Source organism: Pseudomonas sp. FeS53a, from assembly GCF_000931385.1.
Lineage (GTDB): Bacteria > Pseudomonadota > Gammaproteobacteria > Pseudomonadales > Pseudomonadaceae > Metapseudomonas > Metapseudomonas otitidis.
In genome coordinates, this window is sequence record NZ_JYFT01000057.1 from 1 (window position 1) to 24,835 (window position 24,835).

Annotated in this window: 27 protein-coding genes, 2 rRNA genes and 1 pseudogene; 16 read left to right on the forward strand and 14 right to left on the reverse strand. The window is 68.0% G+C overall.

Annotated elements, in window-relative coordinates:
* Together SZ55_RS17370 and rrf are read left to right on the forward strand one after the other, a co-directional pair.
* Positions 1-188 (forward strand): 23S ribosomal RNA (locus tag SZ55_RS17370); the annotation flags it as partial.
* A 122-nt stretch (positions 189-310) separates the two neighbouring features.
* Positions 311-426, forward strand: a 5S ribosomal RNA gene (rrf, locus tag SZ55_RS17375).
* Positions 427-687: 261 nt separating this feature from the next.
* On the opposite strand, the gene queD is transcribed toward rrf, so the two are convergent.
* Together queD and norR are read right to left on the reverse strand one after the other, a co-directional pair.
* Complete coding sequence (gene queD / locus SZ55_RS17380) at positions 688-1,044, reverse strand: 6-carboxytetrahydropterin synthase QueD (protein ID WP_044408942.1); 357 nt, start codon at positions 1,042-1,044, stop codon at positions 688-690.
* 88 nt (positions 1,045-1,132) lie between these two features.
* Positions 1,133-2,689, reverse strand: coding sequence for a nitric oxide reductase transcriptional regulator NorR (gene norR, locus SZ55_RS17385; RefSeq protein WP_044408944.1), 1,557 nt, complete (start codon positions 2,687-2,689; stop codon positions 1,133-1,135).
* Positions 2,690-2,837: 148 nt separating this feature from the next.
* Here norR and hmpA point away from each other — a divergent pair, with 148 nt between their 5' ends.
* The 3 genes from hmpA to SZ55_RS17400 are packed head-to-tail and all read left to right on the forward strand — an operon-like array spanning position 2,838 to position 5,490.
* A complete protein-coding gene (gene hmpA / locus SZ55_RS17390; RefSeq protein WP_044408946.1) occupies positions 2,838-4,019 on the forward strand; it encodes an NO-inducible flavohemoprotein in 1,182 nt (393 codons plus the stop codon).
* A 48-nt stretch (positions 4,020-4,067) separates the two neighbouring features.
* On the forward strand, positions 4,068-4,313 hold the full coding sequence (locus SZ55_RS17395) for a hypothetical protein (protein WP_044408950.1): 246 nt from the start codon (positions 4,068-4,070) through the stop codon (positions 4,311-4,313).
* Complete coding sequence (locus SZ55_RS17400) at positions 4,300-5,490, forward strand: NnrS family protein (protein ID WP_044408953.1); 1,191 nt, start codon at positions 4,300-4,302, stop codon at positions 5,488-5,490. The genes SZ55_RS17395 and SZ55_RS17400 overlap by 14 nt, the downstream gene beginning before the upstream one ends.
* Positions 5,491-5,499: 9 nt before the next feature.
* On the opposite strand, the gene SZ55_RS17405 is transcribed toward SZ55_RS17400, so the two are convergent.
* The 3 genes from SZ55_RS17405 to SZ55_RS17415 are packed head-to-tail and all read right to left on the reverse strand — an operon-like array spanning position 5,500 to position 7,748.
* The gene (locus SZ55_RS17405) at positions 5,500-5,757 is read right to left on the reverse strand and encodes a DUF5329 family protein (RefSeq protein ID WP_232060814.1); all 258 of its coding nucleotides are present in this window, start codon (positions 5,755-5,757) and stop codon (positions 5,500-5,502) included.
* The gene (locus tag SZ55_RS17410; RefSeq protein WP_044408956.1) at positions 5,717-6,643 is read right to left on the reverse strand and encodes a hypothetical protein; all 927 of its coding nucleotides are present in this window, start codon (positions 6,641-6,643) and stop codon (positions 5,717-5,719) included. Before SZ55_RS17410 ends, SZ55_RS17405 begins: the two co-directional genes overlap by 41 nt.
* 25 nt (positions 6,644-6,668) lie before the next feature.
* A complete protein-coding gene (locus SZ55_RS17415) occupies positions 6,669-7,748 on the reverse strand; it encodes a hypothetical protein (RefSeq protein WP_044408960.1) in 1,080 nt (359 codons plus the stop codon).
* 201 nt (positions 7,749-7,949) lie between these two features.
* On the opposite strand from SZ55_RS17415, the gene SZ55_RS17420 reads away from it, so the two are divergent.
* The 5 genes from SZ55_RS17420 (at position 7,950) to SZ55_RS17440 (ending at position 11,098) form a co-directional block, all read left to right on the forward strand.
* Positions 7,950-8,258 (forward strand): PepSY domain-containing protein, encoded by a 309-nt coding sequence (locus tag SZ55_RS17420; RefSeq protein ID WP_044408963.1) that lies wholly within the window; start codon positions 7,950-7,952, stop codon positions 8,256-8,258.
* The gene (locus tag SZ55_RS17425) at positions 8,258-8,572 is read left to right on the forward strand and encodes a PepSY domain-containing protein (RefSeq protein ID WP_044408964.1); all 315 of its coding nucleotides are present in this window, start codon (positions 8,258-8,260) and stop codon (positions 8,570-8,572) included. The genes SZ55_RS17420 and SZ55_RS17425 overlap by 1 nt, the downstream gene beginning before the upstream one ends.
* The gene (locus tag SZ55_RS17430) at positions 8,572-9,240 is read left to right on the forward strand and encodes a response regulator transcription factor (RefSeq protein WP_044408967.1); all 669 of its coding nucleotides are present in this window, start codon (positions 8,572-8,574) and stop codon (positions 9,238-9,240) included. Before SZ55_RS17425 ends, SZ55_RS17430 begins: the two co-directional genes overlap by 1 nt.
* Positions 9,237-10,556: a sensor histidine kinase gene (locus SZ55_RS17435; RefSeq protein ID WP_044408969.1), complete on the forward strand. Its 1,320-nt coding sequence runs from the start codon at positions 9,237-9,239 to the stop codon at positions 10,554-10,556. The genes SZ55_RS17430 and SZ55_RS17435 overlap by 4 nt, the downstream gene beginning before the upstream one ends.
* Positions 10,557-10,621: 65 nt before the next feature.
* Positions 10,622-11,098 (forward strand): DUF3429 domain-containing protein, encoded by a 477-nt coding sequence (locus SZ55_RS17440; RefSeq protein ID WP_044408976.1) that lies wholly within the window; start codon positions 10,622-10,624, stop codon positions 11,096-11,098.
* Here SZ55_RS17440 and SZ55_RS17445 read toward each other — a convergent pair.
* The 4 genes and pseudogenes from SZ55_RS17445 to SZ55_RS29140 all read right to left on the reverse strand — a co-directional run.
* Entirely contained in the window at positions 11,078-11,602 is a 525-nt protein-coding gene (locus SZ55_RS17445) for an AAA family ATPase (protein ID WP_044408979.1), read from the reverse strand. The two genes, SZ55_RS17440 and SZ55_RS17445, sit on opposite strands and share 21 nt — an antisense overlap.
* Positions 11,599-12,162 carry a nicotinamide riboside transporter PnuC gene (pnuC, locus tag SZ55_RS17450; protein ID WP_044408981.1) on the reverse strand — a complete coding sequence of 188 codons (564 nt, stop codon included), beginning with the start codon at positions 12,160-12,162 and terminating at the stop codon, positions 11,599-11,601. Before pnuC ends, SZ55_RS17445 begins: the two co-directional genes overlap by 4 nt.
* An 82-nt stretch (positions 12,163-12,244) precedes the next feature.
* A complete protein-coding gene (locus tag SZ55_RS29135; protein WP_442963702.1) occupies positions 12,245-12,979 on the reverse strand; it encodes a methyl-accepting chemotaxis protein in 735 nt (244 codons plus the stop codon).
* A gap of 123 nt (positions 12,980-13,102) precedes the next feature.
* Positions 13,103-13,981, reverse strand: a pseudogene (locus tag SZ55_RS29140) (cache domain-containing protein); the annotation flags it as partial.
* Between the two features lie 129 nt (positions 13,982-14,110).
* Between SZ55_RS29140 and SZ55_RS17460 the strand changes: the two are divergent.
* Positions 14,111-14,941, forward strand: coding sequence for an undecaprenyl-diphosphate phosphatase (locus SZ55_RS17460; protein WP_044408988.1), 831 nt, complete (start codon positions 14,111-14,113; stop codon positions 14,939-14,941).
* Between the two features lie 89 nt (positions 14,942-15,030).
* Positions 15,031-15,996 carry an alpha/beta fold hydrolase gene (locus SZ55_RS17465; protein ID WP_044408991.1) on the forward strand — a complete coding sequence of 322 codons (966 nt, stop codon included), beginning with the start codon at positions 15,031-15,033 and terminating at the stop codon, positions 15,994-15,996.
* On the opposite strand, the gene SZ55_RS17470 is transcribed toward SZ55_RS17465, so the two are convergent.
* The 4 genes from SZ55_RS17470 to SZ55_RS17485 all read right to left on the reverse strand — a co-directional run bounded on the left by SZ55_RS17470 (position 15,987) and on the right by SZ55_RS17485 (position 18,926).
* A complete protein-coding gene (locus SZ55_RS17470; protein WP_044408994.1) occupies positions 15,987-16,295 on the reverse strand; it encodes a DUF2834 domain-containing protein in 309 nt (102 codons plus the stop codon). The genes SZ55_RS17465 and SZ55_RS17470 overlap by 10 nt on opposite strands.
* Before the next feature lie 86 nt (positions 16,296-16,381).
* Positions 16,382-16,729 carry an MmcQ/YjbR family DNA-binding protein gene (locus SZ55_RS17475; RefSeq protein ID WP_044408997.1) on the reverse strand — a complete coding sequence of 116 codons (348 nt, stop codon included), beginning with the start codon at positions 16,727-16,729 and terminating at the stop codon, positions 16,382-16,384.
* 18 nt (positions 16,730-16,747) lie between these two features.
* Positions 16,748-17,935, reverse strand: coding sequence for an MFS transporter (locus SZ55_RS17480; protein ID WP_044409001.1), 1,188 nt, complete (start codon positions 17,933-17,935; stop codon positions 16,748-16,750).
* Positions 17,936-18,017: 82 nt separating this feature from the next.
* A complete protein-coding gene (locus SZ55_RS17485) occupies positions 18,018-18,926 on the reverse strand; it encodes a LysR substrate-binding domain-containing protein (protein WP_044409004.1) in 909 nt (302 codons plus the stop codon).
* Between the two features lie 272 nt (positions 18,927-19,198).
* Here SZ55_RS17485 and SZ55_RS17490 point away from each other — a divergent pair, with 272 nt between their 5' ends.
* From SZ55_RS17490 to SZ55_RS17500, 3 genes are all read left to right on the forward strand, one after another.
* A complete protein-coding gene (locus SZ55_RS17490) occupies positions 19,199-20,212 on the forward strand; it encodes an alpha/beta hydrolase family protein (RefSeq protein ID WP_044409076.1) in 1,014 nt (337 codons plus the stop codon).
* A gap of 121 nt (positions 20,213-20,333) precedes the next feature.
* Positions 20,334-20,942 carry an FMN-dependent NADH-azoreductase gene (locus SZ55_RS17495; protein ID WP_044409007.1) on the forward strand — a complete coding sequence of 203 codons (609 nt, stop codon included), beginning with the start codon at positions 20,334-20,336 and terminating at the stop codon, positions 20,940-20,942.
* Between the two features lie 185 nt (positions 20,943-21,127).
* Entirely contained in the window at positions 21,128-22,717 is a 1,590-nt protein-coding gene (locus tag SZ55_RS17500) for an ABC-F family ATPase (RefSeq protein WP_044409009.1), read from the forward strand.
* 63 nt (positions 22,718-22,780) lie between these two features.
* On the opposite strand, the gene SZ55_RS17505 is transcribed toward SZ55_RS17500, so the two are convergent.
* Positions 22,781-23,788, reverse strand: a complete 1,008-nt coding sequence (locus SZ55_RS17505; protein WP_044409012.1) for a sodium-dependent bicarbonate transport family permease — start codon at positions 23,786-23,788, stop codon at positions 22,781-22,783.
* Between the two features lie 96 nt (positions 23,789-23,884).
* Here SZ55_RS17505 and SZ55_RS17510 point away from each other — a divergent pair, with 96 nt between their 5' ends.
* Entirely contained in the window at positions 23,885-24,799 is a 915-nt protein-coding gene (locus SZ55_RS17510) for a LysR family transcriptional regulator (protein ID WP_044409016.1), read from the forward strand.
* Positions 24,800-24,835: the final 36 nt, after the last annotated feature.

Genomic DNA, 24,835 nt, shown 5'->3' on the forward strand with positions numbered 1-24,835 from the left:
GGGTAGCTATGTTCGGAAGAGATAACCGCTGAAAGCATCTAAGCGGGAAACTCGCCTCAAGATGAGATCTCACTGGGATCTTGAATCCCCTAAAGGGCCGTCGAAGACTACGACGTTGATAGGTTGGGTGTGTAAGCGCTGTGAGGCGTTGAGCTAACCAATACTAATTGCCCGTGAGGCTTGACCATATAACACCCAAACAATCTGGTGTTGTTGGTGAAGTCGACAAACCGAAAGTTCGATTGAAGCGCAAAATACTGTCACATACCCGAATTCGGGTGAGCGTCTCGACGATCACCCTAAAGAATTGCTTGACGACCATAGAGCGTTGGAACCACCTGATCCCATCCCGAACTCAGTAGTGAAACGATGCATCGCCGATGGTAGTGTGGGGTTTCCCCATGTGAGAGTAGGTCATCGTCAAGCACCTATACCAAACCCCCGATCATCGAAAGGTGATCGGGGGTTTGACTTTGCGCGGATGAAAATCGCGCAAGAGCGACCCCAGATCATTCGAGTCTGCGAGCTTTCCGCTGAGTCTTGTTCGTCCCTGTGAAAGGCTACCCGTCAAAGCTGCGTGTCGGTCTTCCGCTCCCATCCATCGACCCATCGACCGCTCTCCTCCTGGTCTTGCCATTTCGCAGACACAAAAAAGCCGCCATTGGCGGCTTTCGCTGTGGTGGAGAGTTAATCCCCCCGGTATTCGCAACCGCTTGTGCACGTCTCGTGTATGCGTACTCGGCTCAGTTCCGGGATCAGCGGCTTGACCTGCTGCCAGATCCACTTGGCCAGCACCTCGCTGGTGGGGTTCTCCAGGCCGGGGATGTCGTTCAGGTAGTTGTGGTCCAGTTGCTCGTAGATGGGCCTGAACAGTGCCTTGATCTCCGAGAAGTCCCGAATCCAGCCGGTATGGGGGTCAACGTCCCCTTCGATATACAGGGCGACTCGGAACGAATGGCCATGAAGACGACCGCACTTGTGCCCGGCCGGTACGTGGGGGAGGCGATGGGCTGCCTCGAAGATGAATTCCTTGAAGATTTCCAACTGCTGCGCCCTGGCTGAAAGGGATTTCGGGGGCGCGAGTGTATCAGGTGCGGTGCGGGTTTTCGTGCCGTCCGGCGCTAGCCTGGCTTCAGCGAAGGCCCAGGCGCTTCGCCAGGCGTAGAAGGTTGGCTCGATCCAGTCCCAGGTCGCGTGCCGCAGCTGCCCAGTTGCCCTGATGATGCTGCAGCCCGGCCTCGATCAGGCGTCGCTGGTAATCATCGACCGCTTCCCTCAGGTCACGGACCTTGCCAGCACCTGCTTCGATTGCACCGGATGTCGCAGTCACGCCCTCCTGGAGCATGGGCAGCGCCAAGTCAGAGGCGTCGATCGTCAGGATGCGTGGTCGCTGGGGGCGTACAGCGGCCAGCGCCTTGAGTCCCGCCCTACCGATCAGGTGCTCCAGCTCCCGCACGTTCCCTGGCCAGTCATAGCGGAGGAGGGCGGCCTGTGCGTCTGCTGCCAGGCGCAGGCTGCGTAGCCCGAGCTGGGCCCGGTTGCGTTCGAGGAAGAAGCCCGCCAGCAGCAGCACATCCCGCCCACGCTCCCGCAATGGCGGGACCAGCAGCGGATACACGCTCAGCCGGTGGTACAGATCGGCGCGAAAACGGCCTTGCCTGACCTCCTCGGCCAGGTCCCGGTTGGTGGCTGCGATGACCCGCACATCCACCCGGTGCTCCCGATCCGAACCGACACGCTGCAGTTGCCCGCTCTGCAGCACCCGCAGGAGCTTCGCCTGGACGGCCATGGGTAGCTCGCCCACTTCATCGAGGAACAGCGTTCCCTCGTCGGCCAGCTCGAACTTGCCTCGACGATCATTCACCGCGCCCGAGAACGCCCCACGTACGTGACCGAACAGCTCGCTCTCCACCAGCGTGTCCGGGAGCGCCGCGCAGTTCAGGCTGACCATCGGCATTCCGTGCCGGGGCGAGCGGGCATGGATCGCCTGGGCCACCAGCTCCTTGCCAACCCCCGTTTCCCCGGTCACCAGCACCGTCAGCTCGCTGTCCGCCACCGTTGCGATCTCCGCCAGCAGCGCCTTGTGCGCAGCGCTCTGGCCGATCAGCTCACGAGGCGCTGGCTCGCCGGCGGCCTGGCGGTAGGCATCCGCCCGTTGCCGTTCGTCCTGTGCGCGACGCTCCAGGTCATGCATGCGCTCCGCAGCCTTCACCGTGGCGGAAGCCAGGCTGGCGAATTGCTCCAGTGTCTGCAGGTCCTGCTGCGAAAAGCGCGATGGATCCAGGGCGTCCAGCGTCAGCAAACCCCACGGGCGCTCATCGAGGTAGAGCGGGCACCCCAGGCAGTCATGCACCTCCAGGTGCGCGTGATGGCCCTCCACCAACCCGTCGTAGGGGTCGGGCAGGTCGCAGTCCGCAGGAAAGTGCGTAGGGGATCGCTGTTCCAGCAAGGCCGCGAGACGGGGGTGATCGGCCACGCGGAAGCGCCTGCCCAGGGTATCGAGGCTCAGCCCATCCACTGCCAGCGGCACCAGGTGTTCATCCTCCAGGCGAAGAAGTGCCGTTGCATCGCACGGCAGCAACCCGCGGAGGGCTTCCAGCAAGCGACGATAGCGCTCGCGTTCGGGCAGGTCGCGGGAGAGGTCGCTGACCAGGGGAAGCAAGGTCTGCAGCAAGGAGGGTGCAGTCATAATGACTCCATGTGTGTCGTTAAGACATGGCGCCAAGTGTAGTCAAATTAACCTTAATAAATACAACTCACTGAATATAAAGGGAAAATTTTCTGGCACGAAAACTGGAATAGCCAAGGTGAACCAACACACCATAATGGAACCCCCCATGCTGTCCAGCCAAGCCCGTGCAATCGTCACTTCCACCATCCCGCTGCTGGAAACCGGCGGCGAAGCGCTGACCACCCACTTCTACCGCATCATGCTGACCGAGTATCCCGAGGTTCGCCCGCTCTTCAACCAGGCCCACCAGGCCAGTGGCGACCAGGCTCGTGCCCTGGCCAACGGCATCCTCATGTATGCCCGCCACCTCGATCGCCTCGACGCCCTGGGGCCGATGATCGGGCGCATCGTCGCCAAGCACGTTGCCCTGCAGATCCTGCCTGAGCACTACCCCATCGTCGGCGCCTGCCTGCTGCGGGCGATTCGCGAGGTGCTGGGCGAGGAGATCGCTACCGACGAGGTGATCGCTGCCTGGGCCGACGCCTACCAACAGCTTTCCAGCCTGCTGATCGCTGCCGAGGAAGAGGTGTACGCCGCCAACGCCGAGTCCGAAGGCGGGTGGCGGGGCGGTCGTCGCTTCGTGGTCCGGCAGAAGGTGGTGGAGAGCGAAGAGATCACCTCGTTCTACCTGGCTCCCGCCGATGGCGGCCCCGTCCAGGCGTTCATCCCCGGGCAGTTCATCGGCCTACGGCTGGACATCGATGGGCAGGAGGTGCGCCGCAACTATTCCCTGTCCGCCGCACCCAATGGCCGCGACTACCGCATCAGCGTCAAGCGTGAGCCGAACGGCAAGGTTTCCAACCACCTGCACGACCGGGTCGGGGAGGGCGACGCCCTCGAATTGTTCGCCCCCGCCGGCGACTTCATCCTGCGCCCCGGCCGCAAGCCCCTGGTGCTGATCAGCGCCGGCGTCGGTATCACCCCCGCCCTGGCCATGCTCGAAGCCGCCCACGCAAGCGGTCGACCGATCCACTTCATCCACTGCGCCCGCAATGCATCCGTGCAGGCTTTCCGCCCCTGGCTGGCAGAGATGGCCGCGCGCACGCCCAACCTGCGACTCCACACCTGCCTCAGCGAACCGAACGCCGGTGACCGGGCCGATGCCACCGGCCTGTTGAGCCGCGACCAACTCGCCCAGTGGCTGCCCGCCTCCCGTGATGTCGAGGCGTACTTCCTCGGTCCCAAGCCCTTCATGGCCATGGTCAAGAAACACCTCGCCGCGTTGGGCGTGCCGGCTGCACAGTGCCACTACGAGTTCTTCGGCCCGGCTGCCGAACTGGATGCCTGAACCGCCGCCCGGCACCCCGGTGCCGGGCCTTTCCTGGAGGAGTTCGCCATGCGCCCTGTCCCTTGCCGTTGCCCCTTGCTGAGCCTGGCCCACCGCCTGCTGGCTGCCGGCCTCGCGCTGCTGCTGGTTGGCGTCGTTGGCGCCTATGGGCTGGATCGTTACCTCGCGCTGCCCGCCCAGGTGCTGGCCCATGGACTGGTCATCCTGGGGCCCACGCTGATCAAGGTCGGCTATGTCATCCGCCTTACCGCCCTGCAGCGGCTGCATCGGGAGGCCTGCCATGCAACTGCGTGACCGTCGCCGCGAACTGGCCATTGCACCGCTCTGGCGCCTGGGGTTCCGCCCCTTCTTCCTGGCTGGCAGTGCCTTTGCGTTGCTCGCGGTAGCGGCCTGGCTGGGCGTGCTGAGCGGGCTGCTTCAGGGTTGGCAGCCCACCGGAGGCTGGCTCGCCTGGCACCGTCACGAGATGCCCTTCGGCTTCGCCGTGGCAATCATTGCCGGCTTCCTGCTCACCGCCGTGCAGAACTGGACCGGCCAGCCGGGCCTTGCCGGCCGCCCCCTGGTCGGCCTGTTCGTGGTGTGGCTGCTGGCGCGGCTGGCCTGGCTGGCCGGTGTGCCCCTGGTGATGGCGGCGCCCCTGCAACTGGTCTTCCTGCCCTTGCTGGCCTGGGTGATCGGCCGTCGCCTGTTGCGGGTGCGACAGCGCAACAACTACCCGGTGGTGCTGATGCTTCTGCTGTTGGCAGTGGCCGATGGGCTCGTGGTGCTGGGCATGCTCGCGGGCAACGAGGCCTGGCAGCGCCAGGGTGTGCAGGGTGCACTCTGGCTGGTGGCCGCGCTGATGGGCTTGATCGGCGGGCGGGTGATCCCGTTCTTCACCCAGCGCGGACTTGGCCTGCCCAGCCAGGTCAAGGCCTGGCCCTGGCTGGAGTGGGGCACCCTGGGGCTGTCGCTGGGCGTGGCGCTGTCGACGCTCATGGGCGCTGCCAACCGGCCTGTTCCGTTCCTGGCGTTGCCGTTCGCCGTGCTCGGGGCGGGGCACCTGCTGCGCCTGGTGCGCTGGTATCACCGGGGCATCTGGCGGGTGCCACTGCTCTGGTCACTGCACCTGGCATTCGCCTGGCTGGTGATGGCGCCGTTCGGCCTGGCGGCCTGGCACCTGGGTTGGCTGGCGGGCAGCAGTCCGGCCCTCCACGCCTTGGCGGTGGGGGCCATGGGTGGGTTGATCCTGGGGATGCTGGCGAGGGTCAGCCTGGGGCACACCGGGCGTGCGCTGGTGGCGCCTGCTGCCATGGGCTGGGCCTTCGGCCTGCTCAACCTGGGGGCGGTGCTGCGGGTCTTCGGTATCGGGATTTGGCCACTGGCCAGCCTGCTGCTGGCCGGGGCCTGCTGGATCCTGGCCTTCGCCCTGTTCCTCGGGCACTACGGGCCGATGTTCTGGCGGGCCCGGGTGGATGGCCAGCCGGGCTGAAGGCAGGGTTCAGGGACGGGCGGCGCGCAGACGGGTCAGTTCCTGCTTCAGCCAGTCCGCGGAGAGCTGCTCCTGGCCGGCGCAGTTCACCTTGTAGGGCTTGCCGCTCATGCTGCTTTCCGTGGCTGCACGGGCGATGAAGTCCTCGGCGTTGTCCACCAGGCCCTTGTTTTCCAGGTAGTCCAGCTTCTTCTGCAGGTGCTGCCGTGCTTCGGCGGCGGGGTACTCACTGCCGTTGCGGATGAACAGGCAGCCACTGCTCTCCACGAACCCCAGCAGGGCGTTGATCTCCTGCTGGCTCCGCGCGTCCAGCTGGGCCTGGCTCGGGGTGGTCGCAAGCAGCAAGCAGCTGGCGCAGATGGCCCGCCAGGTAACGGTGGAAGCGCGCATCGTTCCAATACTCCATGTGGCTCAAAGGGGTGTGGCGTTTGTACCAGGGGCCGACCGGCAGGGCGACGTCCTCCGTCACGACTTCGGCATAGTTCTGCAGCGGTCGCAGCGGATAGCCCAGCGGATCGGCCGGCGCATACACATTCAGCCAGCGCGCGGCGTGCTCAAGGCCCGCCGGCAGGCAGTGGCCGGGAAAGCGGATCGGTCGCACCGGGTCGTAGGCGAAGGTGAAGAGCGGGATGTTGCAGCCGAAGGTCACCAGGCCCGCCAGGGTTTCCAGCGCGAGGAAGGGATCGCGCGGGCAACTGGGCGTGGTGTTCAGCTTCTGCTGGTCCCAGACGAAGTTGGAGAAGATGTGCCCGCCCAGCGAGTGGGCCAGCACCACCAGTGGCGTGGTCGGTGCCACCTTGGCCCGCAGGGCGGTGAGGCCGTTGCGCAGGCACTGGTGCACTTCTTCATAGGTGGTGTCGTAGGCCTGGCTCACCTTGCGGTAGCCGCTGGCATCACCGAGGAACAGCGTCACCGCCTCGCGCAGCCAGCGCCAGGTCACCGGTTCGTGCTCCAGGCGGTCGAGGTAGGCCCGCTCGCGGCGGTCCAGCACGCTGGCCCAGTACAGGCTCTGGAAGGCGATGGCGTCGGCCTCCACACCCAGCTCCCGGCGCAACCCGCCGATAAGACCCTGGGCATAGCTGTACTGGCCCTCGGCATCGCGCTGGTCGGGCTGGCTGCCAATGCCATGCAGGATGGCGACGGCGAGTTTCATGAATCCTTCCTTGGAACAGATGGGGTCAGAGGGGCAGCAGGTGCTCGGCGAGGCGGCCGCTGTCGGCCAGTTCGAGGAACTCGTCGCCCAGCCGCTGGCTTTCCGCCATGGCCTTGCGCCAATAGCGCTCGCGGCCGTCGTCGTCGCCCAGGTAGCGGGTGAAGTCCTTACGGTCCGGCAGCTTGCCGTGGGGCAGGGTGGCCAGGTAGTCCCTCGACGGTGCCAGCAGCAGAACGTCCTGCAGGCGCTCGGCATCGCCACGGCGCCAGGGCAGGCCCTTGTCGAACCAGCCGGGGATGACCTTGTCGGTGAAGTGCGGGTAGAGCACCACCCCGTCGCCCTGGTAGGGCAGGTCCAGGTGGTAGTCCAGCAGGCCGCCGTCGCGGTAGGTGCCGGGGCCTACGCCGGGGATGTCGCGCACCCCCTCCATCACCATGGGGATGGAGCCGGAGGCCAGCAGCGCATGGCGCAGGTTGGCGCCGTCCAGGGGCAGGCAGCGCGAGGGGAAGTCGTTCAGCGGCGCCAGCGGCGGTGCCAGGCGGCTGTCATGCAGGATCACCCGCTCGAAGTGGCGCGCCAGGCGCGGGCGGCCCAGCAGGTTGGCGCCGATCACCGAAGACAATCCCAGGCCCAGCGCTCCCCGGCGGTCGTGGGCGAGCAGGCCGTGGCTCTTCACCACCACCACGTTCAGGCGGTAATGCGGGTTGCTCAGCACCTGCTGGTCCTGGCCGTCGAGCAACTGGTCCAGCATCGCCGTGCAGCGGCGGCTCACGTCCGCCATGCTCACGCCCTTGGGGAAGCGCTGCGAGGTGTACAGCTCGCCGAGGCGACGAAGGCCTTCCGCGGCGTCCGGCAGGCAGGCACTGGCGAAGCGCCAGGAACCGATCGAGGCGCCGATCAGCGAGCGCTCCTGGGGTGCACGGGGCAGCCATTCGCCGAACAGCGCCAGGTCCAGGCCCTGGATGCCCAGTGCCTTCGGCCCGCCTGCCGCGCCCGGGAGGATCTTCACATCCGCCGGTTGCAGGCCACGCTCGCGGATACGGGCCAGGGCCCGCTTGCCGGCGCGCAGGGTGAGGGCGGGCGACTTGATGTGAATGGCGCTCATGGAGGCCTCCGAAAAAAGCGAGGCAGCGATTATAGTGGCCCGCGCCTGCGGACCAAGTGCTTTCAGCGCGTGAATGATGCCTCCGCCTGTAGCACGATGACGCCCCAGCAGCGGGGAGCCCGGCGAATTCAGCTTGAATTAATGGCGACTGGCTACAGTGGACCCATCTCAAGACAGCGACCCCCACAAGGAGAAGCCACGATGAAAACCCTTACCGCCCTGTTCGCCACTGCCGTTCTCGCCACCACCTCCAGCCTCGCCCTGGCCCGCGACCTGGGGCCGGACGAAGCGCTCAAGCTGCGTGACGCCGGCACCATCCAGTCCTTCGAGAAGCTCAACGCCGCCGCCCTGGCTCAGCACCCCGGTGGCACCATCCACGAGACCGAACTGGAAGAAGAGTACGGCCGCTACGTCTACCAGGTGGAACTGCGTGACGCCAAGGGCGTGCAGTGGGACCTGGAGCTGGACGCCACCAACGGCCAGGTTCTGAAGAACCACCAGGACGACTGATGCGCCTGATCATTCGCTACAGCGGCATCGTCGCCCTGGTCCTGGCCACCTGCACCCTGCAGGCCATGGCCCGCGACCTGGACCAGGACGAAGCCCTCAAGCTCCGCGAACGAGGGGTGATCATGCCCCTCGAACAACTCCTCGACCGCGCCCTGGGGCTCTACCCCGGGGCGCGCCTGCTGGAAGCGGAGCTGGAGGAAGAGGACGATATCTACGTGTACGAAGTGGAACTGCTGACCACCGATGGCGTGGTCCGCGAGCTGGAACTGGATGCCCGCGACGGTCGCATCCTGAAGGACGAGGAAGACGACTGATGCGCCTGTTGTTGGTGGAGGACCATGTCCCCCTGGCCGATGAACTCCTGGCCGGCCTGACCCGCCAGGGCTACGCCGTGGACTGGCTGGCCGACGGCCGCGACGCCGCCTACCAGGGCGCCAGCGAACCCTACGACCTGATCGTGCTGGACCTCGGCCTGCCGGGCCGACCCGGCCTCGAAGTGCTGCAGGAGTGGCGCGCCAATGGCCTCGCCACCCCCGTGCTGGTGCTCACCGCACGGGACTCCTGGGCCGAGCGCATCGAAGGCCTCAAGGCCGGTGCCGATGACTACCTGACCAAGCCGTTCCACCCCGAGGAGCTGGCCCTGCGCATCCAGTCCCTGCTGCGCCGCGCCAAGGGCCTGGCCAACCAGCCGCACCTGGAGGCCGCCGGCCTGCAGCTGGACGAGGCCCGCCAGTGCGTGCTGCGTGACGGCGAAGAGGTGACCCTGACCGCCGCCGAGTTCCGCCTGCTGCGCTACTTCATGCTCCACCCCGGGCAGTTGCTCTCCAAGAGCCACCTGGCCGAGCACCTCTACGACGGCGAGACCGAGCGCGACTCCAACGTCATCGAAGTCCACGTCAACCACCTGCGCCGCAAGCTCGGCCGCAGCGTCATCGAGACCCGGCGTGGCCAGGGCTACCGCTTCACCGGAGTCACCGGGTGAGGTCCATCCAGCGCCAGCTTTCCCTCGGCCTGGTCGCCCTGCTGCTGGTGGTCGGGCTGCCCCTGGCCCAGCTCAGCCTGTGGCTGTTCGACGACGGCCTGCGGCGTTACCTGGAGAACAACTTGCGCAGCGAAGCGGAAGGCCTGCTCGCCGCCCTGGTGCGCGGTCCCAATGGCATCCAGTTGGACGAGCAGAAGCTCAACCCCGCCCATCAGCAGCCCTTCTCCGGGCGCTACTTCGTGATCCGCATCGACGACCGCCCCTGGCGCTCCCGCTCGCTCTGGGACAGCGAGCTGCAACTGCCCGAGCGCGCCGGCCTGGCCGCCGACCTGCTGCCCGGCCCCCGCGAGCAGCGCCTGCTCACCTACCGGGGCGACTACCGGCGCTTTGGCCGCCAGGTGGTCATCGTCGTCGCCCAGGACTACACCCCCGTGCTGGAAGACTTCCGCCGTGTGCAATGGACCGGCGTCGCCCTCGGCCTGGCCGCGCTGCTGCTGATCCTCGGGCTGCAGCGCTACACCGTCCGCCGCGCCCTGCAGCCCCTGGAGCGGGTGCGGCAGCAGATCGCCCAGTTGCAGCAGGGCCAGCGCAGCGACCTGGACACCCGGGTGCCCCAGGAGCTGGAGCCGCTGGTGGGCCAGGTCAACCACCTGCTGGCCCATACCGAAGACACCCTGCGCCGCTCGCGCAATGCCCTGGGCAACCTTGGCCACGCCCTCAAGACCCCGCTTGCCGTGCTGGTCAACCTGCAGAACCGGGAGGAGCTGCGCGAGCATCCTGAGCTGCGCGCCACCCTCACCGAGCAGCTGGAGCAGATCCAGCAACGCCTCGCCCGCGAACTGGGGCGCGCCCGGCTGGCCGGCGAGGTGCTGCCCGGCGCGCACTTCGATTGCGACGCGGAGCTGCCGACCCTGTTCAACACCCTGGCCATGATCCACGACAGCGCACTCGACCTCGACTGGAGCGTCGAGCCCGGCCTGCGCCTGCCCTGGGACCGGGAGGACCTGCTTGAGCTGCTGGGCAACCTGCTGGACAACGCCTGCAAGTGGGCCGAGACCCAGGTCCTGCTGGGCATTGCCCGAGAGGGCGACGGCTACCGGCTGTACGTCGACGACGACGGCCCCGGCATCGCCGAGGACCAGCGCCAGGCCGTGCTAGAGCGCGGCACCCGCCTCGACGAACAGGTGGCCGGGCATGGGCTCGGCCTGGGCATCGTGCGTGACATCGTCGACGCCTGGGGCGGCCGCCTCGCCCTGGACAGCAGCCCCCTCGGCGGCCTGCGGGTGCGTATCGACCTGCCCGCGCCTCGCCGTTGACGGCACGCAGTGCGGTTGGTATCAGGCCTGTCTAGTCTGTAGGCAACCCAACAAGGACTCGCCCCATGCATGCATTCGATGCTCCCCATCCGCCGCAACTGGCCCGGCTGCTCGGTTTTGCCGGGCTGGTGCCCTTCGTCACGGGCGCACTCGGCATCTGGCTGACCCCGATCGGCTGGCGCCCCCTGGTGCTGGCGGCGTTGCTGGATTACGCCGCCGTCATCCTCGCGTTCATGGGGGCCATTCACTGGGGGCTGGCCATGCGCGCCGGCCAGGAGGACACCCGCGCGCGCCTGCAACTGGGCTTCTCGGTGATTCCCGCATTGTTCGGCTGGGTCGCCATCTCCGCCGGGCTGCCCGCTGGCCTGGCGGTGGCCGTGTTCATTCCGGCCTTCATCGGCCTTTACCTGGCCGACCTGCGTGCCGTGCGACTGGGCCTGGCACCGGGCTGGTACCCGGCGCTGCGCCGCCCGCTGACCATCGGCGTGGTCACCAGCCTGCTGGTGGCCTGGGGCGGCCTGCTACTCGGCCAGCCAGGCTGATACCGTGGCCAGCGCCGCCTCGCGGCGCTCGGCCCAATCCCCCTCAAGCACCACGTAGCGCTGCCCCCGGGCCTTCAGCCAAGTCTCGCTGGCGTGGAAGAATGCCAGGCGCTCGGCCAGTGCCGGCTGGCAGCGCTGCCCATCGCCCACCCAGGGCWCGCCTTCCGGGCTCAGCAGCAGGTGCAGGTCGTAGCGGCGCTCGTCCAGGGCCGTCTCCAGCCAGGCCGGGCAGTCGCCGAACAGCGTGCGGCTCCAGAGGATGTTGCTCAGCAGGTGGGTGTCCAGCACCAGCAGCGCCGGGCGCTCGGCCCGTGCTGCGTCCTCGCGCTGCAACTGCCCCCGGGCGATCAGGGGAATGTCGGCGTAGCAGGTGTCGCGCTGCTGCTCGTCGATGAACTCGCGCACATACTCGCCCACCACCCGGCCGCCGAAGCGTGCGGCGATCTCGCCGGCCAGCCAGCTCTTGCCGCTGGACTCGGGGCCGGCCAGTACCAGCACCTTCATGCCGAGGCCGCCAGGGGTTGGCGCCACTGCCGCCAGCCGTGCACCGCCAGCAGGGTGAACAGCGCATAGAGCGCGGCGGTGAGGTAGAGCCCCTTGTAGGTGAACAGCCCGACGAAGATCACATCCACCACGATCCACAGCGCCCAGCACTCCAGGCGCTTCTGCGCCATCCACACCTGGGCCACCAGGCTGAACCCGGTCAGCGCCGCGTCCAGCCAGGGGGCGGCGGCATCGGTGTGGGTGGCCATCACGTAACCCAGCGCCAGGCTGCCGGCGGCCCCCAGGCCCAGGCCCGTCGCCAGCTGCGCCGGCGCCAGGCGGCTGACCTCGCGGCCGTCATGGCGGGCGCCGCCCCGGGTCCATTGCCACCAGCCGTAGCCCTGCAGCACGGCGTAGATGCCCTGCAGCAGCATGTCGGAATAGAGCTTCACCTCGAAGAAGATCCAGACGTAGATCAGCACCATCACCAGGCCGATGGGCCAGCACCAGATGTTCTGCCGGGCGGTGAGCCAGACGGCCAGCACGCCGAGCGCGGCGGCGAAGAGTTCAAGCGGTGACACGGGCGACCCTCGTTCGATGGAGGGGCGATTGTAGCGGCTCCCACCTGCCGCGCCAGCAGCGGCAGGTGGGGCAGGGGAGGGCTCAGATGCGGAACTGGCGCAGCAGGTGGCCGAGGCGGTCGGCCAGCTCGTTCAGCTGGTGGCTGGCGCTGCGGGTCTGCTCGGCGGCCATGGCCGTGTCGTGGGCCAGGCTGGCGGCCTGGGTGACGTTCTGGTTGACGTCCTCCACCACGTGGGACTGCTCCAGGGTGGCGCTGGCGATGGAGGCATTGAGGCCCGTGAGGTTGCGCAGCGACTGGCCGATCTGCCCCAGGCTCTCGCCGGCCTGGCTGGCGCGTTCCACCGTGGCCTGGGTGGCCCGGCTGCTCTCGTCGATGACCTTCACCGCCGCCTCTGAGTTGGCCTGCAGGCGCTCGATCATGGTCTGGATCTCCGCCGTGGATTTCTGCGTCCGCTGGGCCAGCAGGCGCACCTCGTCGGCCACCACGGCGAAGCCACGGCCCTGCTCCCCGGCACGGGCGGCCTCGATGGCCGCGTTGAGCGCCAGCAGGTTGGTCTGCTCGGCGATGGAGCGGATCACCTCCAGCACGCTGCCGATCTGCGAACTTTCCGCTGCCAGGGAACGGATCACCTCCACCGCCTGGCCGATGGTGCTCGCCAGGTCGCTGATCTGCTGGATGCTGGCATCGATGCTGGTCTGGGCCAGGCGCGCCTGGTCCTCGGCGGTGCGCACTTCCTCGGCGGCGTGCTCGGCGTTCTTGGCCACGTCCTGCACGCCGTAGGTCACCTGGTTGATGGCGGTGGCCACCAGTTCCATGCGCTGGGACTGCTGCTCGCTGTGGGCGTGGCCGTCCTGGGCGATCCCGCCCAGGGCGCTGGCCGACTGGTCCAGCGCACCGGCGGCCTCCAGGGACTGGCGGATCACCCCGCGCAGCTTGCCGGTGAAGGCGTTGAAGTGGCTGGCCAGCGCGGTCACTTCATCCCGGCCGTGGGTGTCCAGCTGGCTGGTGAGGTCCCCCTCGCCGCTGGCGATGTCGGCCATGGCACCCACCACGTCCTTCAGCGGGCGGGTGATGCTGCGGGCGATGAGCATCACCAGCGCGGCCATCAGCAGGGCGATGACCAGGCCGATGGCCGAGGCTTCGAGCGCCTGGTTGCGGAACTCGCCCTCCATGTCGTCGATGTAGATGCCCGAGCCGAGCACCCAGCCCCAGGGCTGGAACAGCTGCACGTAGGACACCTTCGGCACCGGGTCGGAGGCACCCGGCTTGGGCCAGCGGTAGTGGACGAAGCCCGCGCCCTTGGTCTTGGCCACCTCCACCATCAGGTTGAACAGCGGCTTGCCGTCCGGGTCCTTGTAGCCGGAGAGGTCCTGGCCCTCCAGCTTCGGGTTGGTCGGGTGCATGACCATGCGCGGGCCCAGGTCGTTGATCCAGAAGTAGTCGGCCTTGTCGTAGCGCATGCCGCGGATGGTCTCCATCGCCTGCTTCTGCGCCGCCTCGCGGGTCAGCGTGCCCGCCGCCTCCAGGCCCTGGAAGTACTGCAGGGTGCCCATGGCCGTCTGCACCACATGCTGCGTCTTCAGCTCCTTGCCGGCGAGCAGGTCCTCATGGATCTGGCGGAGCATCAGCACCCCGAGGATCAGCAGCATCGACACGGCGACGACGAGGATCAGCCAGAGTCGCTGGCTGATGGGCAGGCTGCGCAGATTCATGAATGAAATACTCCCGCGATATTGTTGTTTTTCCCTAAGGCGACAGAGGCGCGCTACAGATGTTGTCTGATAGCATTTCGGCCCTTTCGCCCGAAACCTGAGCATGCACCGCAGGACGCCCGGGAACCCAGTCGACCAAGGTCGGTCATAGAGCCGCCCGTCAGCCGTGCCGGCAGACACACCAACGCACTTAATTTAGTCGGGCCACGACCGCGTGTGCCCTGGGGAGATTCGATGGATTTGTGGACCGCCTTCCAGGCCTTGTTGCTGGGCATCGTCGAGGGCCTGACGGAGTTCCTGCCGATCTCCAGCACCGGTCACCAGATCATCGTCGCGGATCTGATCGGCTTCGGCGGCGAGCGCTTCGAAGCCTTCAACATCATCATCCAGCTCGGTGCCATCCTCGCGGTGGTCTGGGAATACCGGCGCAAGGTCTTCGACATCGTGGTTGGCCTGCCACGCCAGCGCAGCGCCCAGCGCTTCACCCTCAACCTGCTGGTGGCCTTCCTCCCCGCCGTGGTGCTGGGGGTGGCCTTCGCCGACCTGATCCACCACTACCTGTTCAACCCCATCACCGTGGCCACTGCCCTGGTGATCGGTGGCGTGATCATGCTCTGGGCCGAGCGCCGGCAGCACCGCACCGAGGCTGACACGGTGGACGAGATGACCTGGAAGCACGCCCTCAAGGTCGGCTGTGCCCAGTGCCTGGCGCTGATTCCTGGCACCTCCCGTTCCGGCGCCACCATCATCGGCGGGCTGGTCTTCGGCCTCTCGCGCAAGGCTGCCACCGAGTTCTCCTTCTTCCTCGCCATGCCCACCATGGTCGGCGCGGCCGTCTACTCGGGCTACAAGTACCGCCACCTGTTCCAGTCCGCCGACCTGCCCGTATTCGCCCTGGGCTTCGTGGTGTCGTTTATCTTCGCCATGCTCGCGGTGCGAGCGCTGCTGAAGTTCATCGCCAGCCACAGCTATGCCGTGTTCGCCTGGTACCGCATCGGCTTCGGCCTGTTGATCCTCGCCACCTGGGTCTTCGGCGTGGTGGACTGGAGCACCGCCCAGGCCTGACGAGACCGAGGTATTCGCCGCATCGATGAAGGCGCGCCACGGGCGCGCCTTTGTCATAGTGGGCCCCCGCCATTGCCCGGAGGCCCGCCATGCTCCCGCTCGAACACCGCCTGCTGGCCGTCAACGGCATCCAGCTCGCCCTGCACCTGGCCGGGCCGGAGGACGGCCCGCCGGTCTGGCTGCTGCACGGCTTCCCCGAGTGCTGGCTGGCCTGGCGCCACCAGATCGAACCCCTGGCCCGTGCCGGCTACCGCGTGCTGGTGCCCGACATGCGCGGCTATGGCGCCAGCAGCGCTCCTGCCGACCCGGCCGTCTACGACCTGCTGACCCTCTGCGCCGACATCCGCGCCGCCATGGACGCCCTCGGCCAGGTCCGCGTCTGCGTCGTCGGGCACGACTGGGGTGCCCCCGTGGCTTGGCACCTCGCACTGCTGGAACCCCAGCGCGTCCAGGCGGTGGTGGGCATGGCCGTGCCCTTTGGCGGCCGGCCCCGGCAGCCGGCCACCGAGGCCATGCGCCGGCACTTCGCCGATCGCTTCAACTACATCCTCTACTTCCAGCAGGTCGGCCTGGCCGAGCAGGAGCTGGATGCCGACATCCCCCGCACCCTGCGCATGATGCTGCACCACTGTTCCGCTGCCGTGCCGCTGGGGCATTTCCTCCAGGAGCGCCCCGCCGGCTCGCGGCTCTTCGATGGGCTCGAAGACCCTGGCCAGCCGCCGGTGTGGTGCGAGCCGGAAGCCTTCGCCGGCTACTGCAAGGCCTTCGAGCGCCACGGCTTTCGCGGTGCACTCAACTGGTACCGCAACTTCGAACGCAACTGGGCGCTGACCGAGCCCTTGCAAGGGCAGCGGGTGCTGCAGCCGGCGCTGTTCCTCATCGGCGACCACGACCCGGTGGGCCTGCTGGAAGCCCACACGCTGAAGCAGATGCCGGAGGTGGTGCCAGCCCTGGAGGCCCATCGGATCGAGGCCTGCGGGCATTGGCTGCAGGGCGAGCAGCCCGAGGCGGTGAATGAGCGTCTGCTGAATTTCCTGGCCCGGCACTACCGCTGAGGGGCTGGGCGGCGCAGCGCCAGGTAAAGCAGCGGGCCGATGGAGGCGAAAACCGCCGTCAGCAGGTAGAAGGGCAGCAGGTAGGCCAGGCTCCGGCCCTGGCGGCGGTTGTCCTGGTACATCCAGACCGCGATCAGGGCACAGGCCAGGTACAGGTCAATCACCACCTGGGCGGTGTCCGGCCGGCTCATCAATTGAGCGCCGAAGGCCAGCAGCGACTGTTCGCTGATGGCCATCACATAGAGGGTGTAGCCACCAAAGGCGAGGAGAGCGGCGAGGGCGAGGGGGCGGGCAGGCATGGCAACGTCCTTGTTATGGGTATGGACGCCGAATCTGCCGCAGTGCCCCCGCGCCGGCAATGAGGTATCGGGCCGCCCCAGGCGGTTCAGTCCAGCAGCAACCCCACCCGCTTGTACTTCGGCAGGCGCGCCACCACCAGTTGGTGGGAGCGGGTCAGCAGGGCCTTCAGCTCGGCGTCGCCGAGAGCCGGCGGCATCGCCACGCTGACCCAGAAGGCTCGGGCCAGGTAGGGCGCCGGGCGGATGCCGGGGCGGTCGACGTAGCCGAGGAACAGGTCGGGGTCGACCTTGAAGGCCAGGTCCTCGCCGAGGAAGTCGACGATGGCGAACATCTTGTTCTCGGCCACCGAGAACACCCGGTTCGAGCCCCACTTAAGGTCTTCCCGGGCACCGGGCAATTGCAGGCAGAACGCGGCGATCTCGTCAGCGGTCATGGGCAGCTCCTTGCAGGTCTATAGAGGTCGCTGGCGCGCATCGCTGCGCAACAGCACGAGACCCAGCAGCATGCCGGCCAGGGCCAGCCCGGCGGCTACCAGGAAGATCGCGGCAAAGCCCTGGGCGTTGGCTACCAGGCCCATCAACGGGCCGGCCAGGCCCAGGGCCAGGTCGAAGAACACCGCGTAGGCCCCCAGCGCCGAGCTGCGGCTGGAGGCGGGAATGCGCGAGATGGCCTCCACGCCGAGGGCCGGGTACACCAGCGACAGGCCGAAGCCGGTCAGCGCGGCGCCGCACAGGGTCAGCCAGGGCTGCGGTGCCAGCCACAGCAGGAGCAGGCCCAGGCTCTCGATGCCCAGGCAGGCGATGGCCACCCGGTAGCCGCCGAGCCGGTTGATGGTGCCGGCGAACAGCAGGCGCGCGCCGATGAAGGCGCAGCCGAAGGCCGTCAGGCACCAGGCCGCGCCGCTCCAGCCACGGCTGGCGTAGTACAGCGTGACGAAGGTGGCCAGGGTGCCGAAGCCGATGGAGCCCAGGGCCAGCGCCACGCCGTTTGGGGCGATACGCAGGAACACGTTGCGAAACGGCAGGCGCACGCCGGCGACGATGGGCGCCGGCGCCTTGCCCCGCGCCACCAGCAGCGCTCCGGTGCCCAGCAGGGCGATCAGCGCGCCCATGCTCCACAGCCCCAGGCCGCCCACCAGCAGCACCCCCAGGGGCGCGCCGATGGCCACCGCGCCATAGGAGGCGATGCCGTTCCAGGAGATCACCCGCGCGGTGTTTTCCGCACCGACCCGGCCGATGCCCCAACTGATCGAGCCGGTGCCCACCAGCCCCTGGGACACCCCCAGTGCCACGCGGCCGGCCAGCAGCAGGCCCAGGCTCAGGCTCGGCAGGCCCTGCAGGGAGGTGGAGGCCAGCGTCAGCAGGCCGCTCAGCGCGCAGCCGGCCAGGCCCAGCAGCACCGCGTGCTTGGCACCGCGGCGGTCGGCCACCGCGCCGGAGAAGGGGCGTGAGAGCAGGGTGGCGGCGTACTGGGTGCTGATCACCACGCCGGCCAGCACCGAGCCGTAGCCCAGGTCGTTATGCACGTAGCCGGGCAGGACCGCCAGCGGCAGGCCGATGCAGAGGAAGCTGATGAAGGTGAAGAAGACGATGGAGACGATCTGCAGGGTGATGGAGGCAGATTGCTCGACGCTGCGCATGGATGGACCTGGTTCGGCTCGGTGCGGGAGGCGCCCATCATCCTCCAGCCGGCGGGCCAAAGGAAAGCCAGCTAACGATTGCTCAGAGGGGCTCCAGCGCCTCGCCGCGGCAGGCGTCGACGAGGTGGTCGATCCACGCCCGCACCGCTGGCAGCAGGCCGCGCCGGTGGGTGTAGACCACCTGCAGGTGGCCACCCGGCAGCTCCCAGTCCGGCAGGACCCGTACCAGGCGGCCGTCTTCCAGCTCCCGGTTGCAATGCATCGCCGGCAGCATGGTGATGCCCAGGCCACGCAGGGCCGCCTGCTTGCGCACCTCGAAATCCTCGATGGCCAGCCGGGGCTCCAGCACGATGTCGCGGCGGTTGCCCTGGGCGTCGCGCAGCAGGTAGTGCAGCTTGCGGTCCCGCTCCAGCGCGCCGAGTACCGGCAACCGGGCCAGGTCGTCCGGGGTTTGAGGGGCGCCGGCCTGGAGCAGGGCCGGGGCCGCCACCAGGTAGGCGCGGGCGGGCGCCAGGCGGCGGCAGATAAGCGAGGGCTCCTCGTCCTCTTGGTCGCGTACCCGCAGGGCCACGTCCACCCCCTCCGCCAGCAGGTCGACCCGGTGGTTCACCAGCGCCACTTCCAGTTGCACCAGCGGGTAGCGTTCGAGGAAGTCGCTGAACACGCCGCGCAGCCGGGTGCGGGCGACCTCGGTGGGGCAGGTGACGCGAATGCGCCCGCGCGGCTCGCTGGTCAGGCTGGCCACGGCTTCCTCGGCCTGTTCCGCCTCCAGCAGCATCGCCTGGCAGTGCCGCAGGAAGCGCTCGCCCACGTCGGTCAGGGCCAGCTTGCGGGTGGTGCGCTGCAGCAGGCGCGCACCGAGTCGGGTCTCCAGCTCGGCGATGCGACGCGACAGGCGGGACTTGGGAATGCCCAGCAGGCGCCCGGCCGCCGCAAAGCCGCCGTGCTCCACCACCTTGGCGAAATAGAAGAGGTCGTTGAGGTCCTGCATGCTGCGCTACCGCTAGGAAGAGGGCGCACTATGGCACTCGGGGGCGGATTTCGTCGACTTGATGAATCCTTTGCCTACGCAGTTGTCGGAGCGGTGTATCTTGAACGCTCCGCGTATCGGTGAAGGCCATGCCAAGACTGGCGCGATACCTGCAACACCTCAGGCTCACTGCCGGTCCATCGGCGGTGGCGCCGGCTCAGGGAGGCGAGCCTGGCCCGAACGCGGGGCGGAGCGCCCGATCCCTGAACCCGGAACGGAAGGTGAGCACCATGTTGGTTCGTCTTTCAGCCATCCTCGGCCTGGCCCTGCTGGCCGCCCTGGCTCCCCTCGATGCCCTGGCCGCCCAGGCCGTCGGCGTGCACCGTCTGGTGCTCAGCGACCCCCTCGACGACAGCGCCAGCCTCAGTGCCGTGGCCTTCTACCCGGCACGGGGCGAGCCGCAGAGCAGCGACCTGGGCTTCTACCACGTCGCCGCCGGTGAGGATGCGCCCATGGCCGCCGGGCGCTTCCCGCTGGTGCTGCTCTCCCACGGCAACGGCGGGTCGCCGCTGGCCCACCATGACCTCGCCACCGCCCTGGCCCGGCGCGGCTTCGTGGTACTCGCCGTGCTGCACACCGGCGACAACTACAAGGACCAGAGCCGCACCGGCACCCTGAGCAACCTCTATGGCCGCCCGTTGCAGCTGTCCGCCGCCATCGATGCGGCGGAGTCCGATGCGCTGCTGGCGGGCGGCCTCGACACCGAGCGGGTCGGTGTCATCGGCTACTCCGCCGGCAGCGAGACCGCGCTGATCCTGGCCGGCGCCCAACCCGACCCGGATCGCCTGCGTGCCTACTGCCAGCAGCAGCCGGCTGACCACGACACCTGCGGCACCCAGGGCGAGCTGGTGCCCGACCGCGACGACCTCGACCCCTTCGCCGACGAGCGTGTCAGCGCCGTGATGCTGATGGCGCCCCCTGGCGTGCTGTTCGGGCGCAAGGGGCTGGAGCCGGTGCAGGTGCCGGTGCTGCTCTACAGCGGGGACGAGGACCGCGTGGTGCCGCTGGAGCAGAACGCCCGCGCGCTGCTGCGCAAGCTGCCCAACCCGCCGGACTTCCGCCTGGTGCCGGGCGCCGGCCATTTCGTGTTCATGGCGCCCTGTTCCGAGGAGATGGACGCCCTGGTGCCCCAGGTCTGCGAGGATGCCGACGGGGTCGACCGGGTGGAGGTGCACCGCGAGCTGGACGCCGAGGCCGTGCGCTTCTTCACCCGCACCCTGGCGGACCTGCAAACATCGCTGCGCTGATTCGCCTCATGGGTGGGACGCTGCATCGCAAATGCACCAACTAATCGTCGTTTGGCTGCATGGGTAGGATGGCCACCATTCCGATCGCACTCCGGCGATCGCCAGACACAGGGGCCTTCCCATGAAACTTCTGCACCTCGACTCCAGCATCCTCGGTGACGCGTCCGCCTCCCGCCAACTCAGCCGCGCCGTGGTCGAAGCCTGGCAGGCCGCCGAGTCGGCCGTGCAGGTCACCTACCGTGACCTTGCCCAGGACGCCTACGCCCACCTCTCCGCCACCAGCCTGATGGCCGGTGCCACCCCCGCCGAGCTGCGCGACGCCGCGCAGAAGGCCGAGGTCGCCCTGTCCGAAGCCTCGCTGGACGAATTCCTCGGTGCCGACGCCATCGTCATCGGCGCGCCGATGTACAACTTCACCGTGCCCACCCAGCTCAAGGCCTGGATCGACCGCATCGCCGTCGCCGGCAAGACCTTCAAGTACACCGAAGCCGGTCCCCAGGGCCTGGCCGGTGGCAAGAAGGTGGTGATCGTCTCCACTGCCGGCGGCATCCACGCCGGCCAGCCCAGCGGCCAGGCCCACGAGGCCTACCTGGTGCAGGTGCTGAACTTCCTCGGCATCACCGACATCGAGATCGTCCGTGCCGAAGGCCTGGCCTACGGCGAGGAACCCCGCGCCAACGCCTTCAAGGCCGCCCAGTCGCGCATCGGCGAGCTGTTCGTGGCTGCCTGATCGGCAGGCAGGATGAACGAGCCCCGCTTCGGCGGGGCTTTTTCATGGCGGTGCTCGGCCTTCTGAAGGGGCAATGTCGCGGCCTCACCCGTCCTGCTCGCCAGGCGGCTCCCCGCTGGGGGCCCTAAACGGCTACAATCGCGCCCTTTTTTGCGTGCCAGCACGCCCAGCCCAGGATTCCGCCCGTGATCTCCACCGCCAACATCACCATGCAGTTCGGCCCCAAGCCGCTGTTCGAAAACGTTTCCGTCAAGTTCGGCAACGGCAACCGCTACGGCCTGATCGGCGCCAACGGCTGTGGCAAGTCGACCTTCATGAAGATCCTCGGCGGCGAGCTGGAGCCGTCCGGCGGGCAGGTGATGCTCGAACCCAACACCCGCCTGGGCAAGCTGCGCCAGGACCAGTTCGCCTACGAGGACTTCACCGTCATCGACACGGTGATCATGGGCCACGCCGAGCTGTGGAAGGTGAAGGCCGAGCGCGACCGCATCTACAGCCTGCCGGAGATGAGCGAGGACGACGGCATGGCCGTGGCCGAGTTGGAAGTGCTGTTCGCCGAGATGGACGGCTACACCGCCGAATCCCGCGCCGGTGAACTGCTGCTGGGCCTGGGCATTCCCCTGGACCAGCACTTCGGCCCGATGAGCGCCGTGGCCCCGGGCTGGAAGCTGCGCGTGCTGCTGGCCCAGGCGCTGTTCTCCGATCCGGACGTGCTGCTGCTGGACGAACCGACCAACCACCTGGACATCAACACCATCCGCTGGCTGGAAGGCGTGCTCACCGCGCGCAACAGCACCATGATCATCATTTCCCACGACCGTCACTTCCTGAACAGCGTCTGCACCCACATGGCCGACCTGGACTACGGCGAGCTGCGCCTGTTCCCGGGCAACTACGACGAGTACATGACCGCCGCCGAGCAGGCCCGCGAGCGCCTGCTCTCGGACAACGCCAAGAAGAAGGCGCAGATCGCCGAACTGCAGCAGTTCGTCAGCCGCTTCTCGGCCAACGCCTCCAAGGCCAAGCAGGCCACCAGCCGTGCCCGCCAGATCGACAAGATCCAGCTGGAAGAGGTCAAGCCGTCCAGCCGCGTCAGCCCCTTCATCCGCTTCGAGCAGTACAAGAAGCTGCACCGCCAGGCGGTGACCCTTGAGCGGGTCAGCCAGGGCTTCGACGGCACGCCGCTGTTCAAGAACCTGTCCATGCAGATCGAGGCCGGCGAGCGCGTCGCCATCATCGGCCCCAACGGCATCGGCAAGACCACCCTGCTGCGCACCCTGGTGGGCGAGATGGCGCCCATGGCCGGCGAGGTGAAATGGACCGAGAGCGCCGACGTGGGCTACTTCGCCCAGGACCACGCCGAGGACTTCGAGGACGACATGACCCTGTTCGACTGGATGGCCCAGTGGACCCAGGGCGGCGAGCAGCTGGTGCGCGGCACCCTCGGCCGCATGCTGTTCTCCAACGACGACATCAAGAAGTCGGTCAAGGTCATCTCCGGGGGCGAGCAGGGTCGCATGCTGTTCGGCAAGCTGATCCTGAAGAAGCCCAACGTGCTGGTGATGGACGAACCCACCAACCACCTGGACATGGAATCCATCGAGGCGCTCAACCTGGCGCTGGAGAACTACCCGGGCACGCTGATCTTCGTCAGCCATGACCGTGAGTTCGTCGGCTCCCTGGCCACCCGCATCATCGAGCTGTCGGAGAACGGCGTGACCGACTTCAGCGGAACCTACGATGACTACCTGCGCAGCCAGGGCGTGATCGTCTGATCACGACCGGACAGGAAAAACCCCGCTCAGGCGGGGTTTTTCGTTTCCGCAGGCGGGCCGGCTTCAGCCCAGCACCCGATGGGCCAGGCCGACGTACAGCGGGATGCCCAGCAGGATATTGAAGGGGAAGGTGATCCCCAGGGACATGCCGAAGTACAGCGAGGGGCTCGCCTCGGGGATGGCGAAACGCAGGGCCGCCGGCACGGCGATGTAGGAGGCGCTGGCCGCCAGCACCATCAGCAGCGCGGCGTTGCCGGCCTCGACCCCGACCAGCATGCACAGGCCCAGGGCCAGGCAGGCATGCACCGGCGGGGCGGCCAGCGCGTAGAGCAGCAGCCAGGGCGAACGGCCCTTGAGGTCGCCCAGGTTGCGTGCGGCCAGCAGGCCCATGTCCAGCAGGAAGAAGGCGAGCATGCCCTTGAACAGGTCCACCGAGAACGGCGCCAGGGCGGCCTGGCCCTTGGCGCCGGTCACCAGGCCCACCAGCATGGCGCCGAGCAGCAGCAACTGGGCCCCGTCGGTGAGGGACTCGTGCAGCACCTTGCCCAGGCCGACGCCGCCGCTCGGGGCACCGCCCACCGCCAGGGTGCCCGAAGGCGTGGCCAGCGCCGCCGGGGCGGGCGAACGGTGGCGCAGGGTGTTGGCCAGCACCACGGCGATGATGATCGCCGGCGACTCCATCAGCGCCATGGCTGCAGCCATGTGCCCGCCATAGGGCAGGCCCTGGTTCTCCAGATACTGGATGGCGGTGATGAAGGTCACCGCGCTGACCGAGCCGTAGGTGGCGGCCAGGGCCGCGGCGTCGAAGCCGTTGAGCAGGCGGCGCAGCAACTGGTAGGCCAGCGCCGGCACCAGCAGCGCGAGCACCACGGCCAGGCCCAGGGAGCGCGCCACTTCCGGGGTGAAGCCGGAGGCGGCGAGGGCGAAGCCGCCTTTCAGGCCCAGGGCCATCAGCAGGTAGAGCGAGAGGAAGCGGGAGATCGGTGCTGGGATCTCCAGGTTGGACTTCAGCAGGCCGGCGAAGATGCCGAAGAGGAAGAAGAGGATCGCGGGGTCGAGGAAGTTGGCCATCGTCGGTTTCCAGGAGAGCAGGGATGGCCATAGGCTAGTGCGCAAGATGCATAATCAAAAATCAATAATTACGATGCAAAGATTAGAGGAAAGGTTATGAATGCGACGTTCCGGCAATTGCGCCTGTTCCTCGCCCTGGCCGAGCACCGCAGCATCACCGCTGCCGCACGGGCCTGCCACGTGACGCAGCCCACCGTGTCGATGCAGCTCAAGGAGCTGTCCGAGGCGGTGGGCATGCCGCTGTACGAGCAGATCGGCCGGCGCCTGTACCTCACCGAGGCCGGCGAGGCGCTGGCCGAGACGGCTCAGGCGATGGTGGAGGAGTGGGGCTCGTTCGAGCAGCGCATCGACGGCATGCGCGGGTTGACCCGGGGGCGCCTGCGCTTGGCGGTGGCGAGCACCGCGCAGTACTTCGTACCCAGCCTGCTCGGACGCTTCTGCGCCAGCCACCCGCAGATCGACATCGCCCTGGAGCTGCTCAACCGTGATGCAGTGCTGGCGCGCCTGCGGGACAACCGCGACGACCTCTACATCCTCTCCATGCCGCCGGCCGACCTGGAGCTGGAGACCCACGCCTTCCTGCCCAACCCGCTGGTGGTGATCGCCAGCCAGTCGCACCCCCTGGCCGGCCGGCAGGGGCTGACCCTGGCGGACCTGGCGGAGCAGCGCTTCATCCTCCGCGAGCGTGGCTCCGGTACGCGGCTGGCCTGCGATGCGCATTTCCAGCAGGTCGGCTTCGTGCCCCAGGTCTGGGTGGAGCTGGGCAGCAACGAGGCGATCAAGCAGACGGTGGCGTCCGAAATGGGGCTGTCGGTCATTTCCCGCCATGCCCTGGCACCCATCGTCGAGCACGAGCAACTGGCCGTGCTGGATGTGCAGGGATTCCCGCTGCAATCGAACTGGTGGACGCTCTACCCTCGGGGCAAGCGCCTGTCGCCCCTGGCGACGGTGTTCCTCACCCACCTCGATGACATGGCCCAGGCCTGGTACCGGCAGCGCCAGTCGCAGTAGGGCGCCTCCAGGCCCCCCGATGCTGTCATCGGTTCG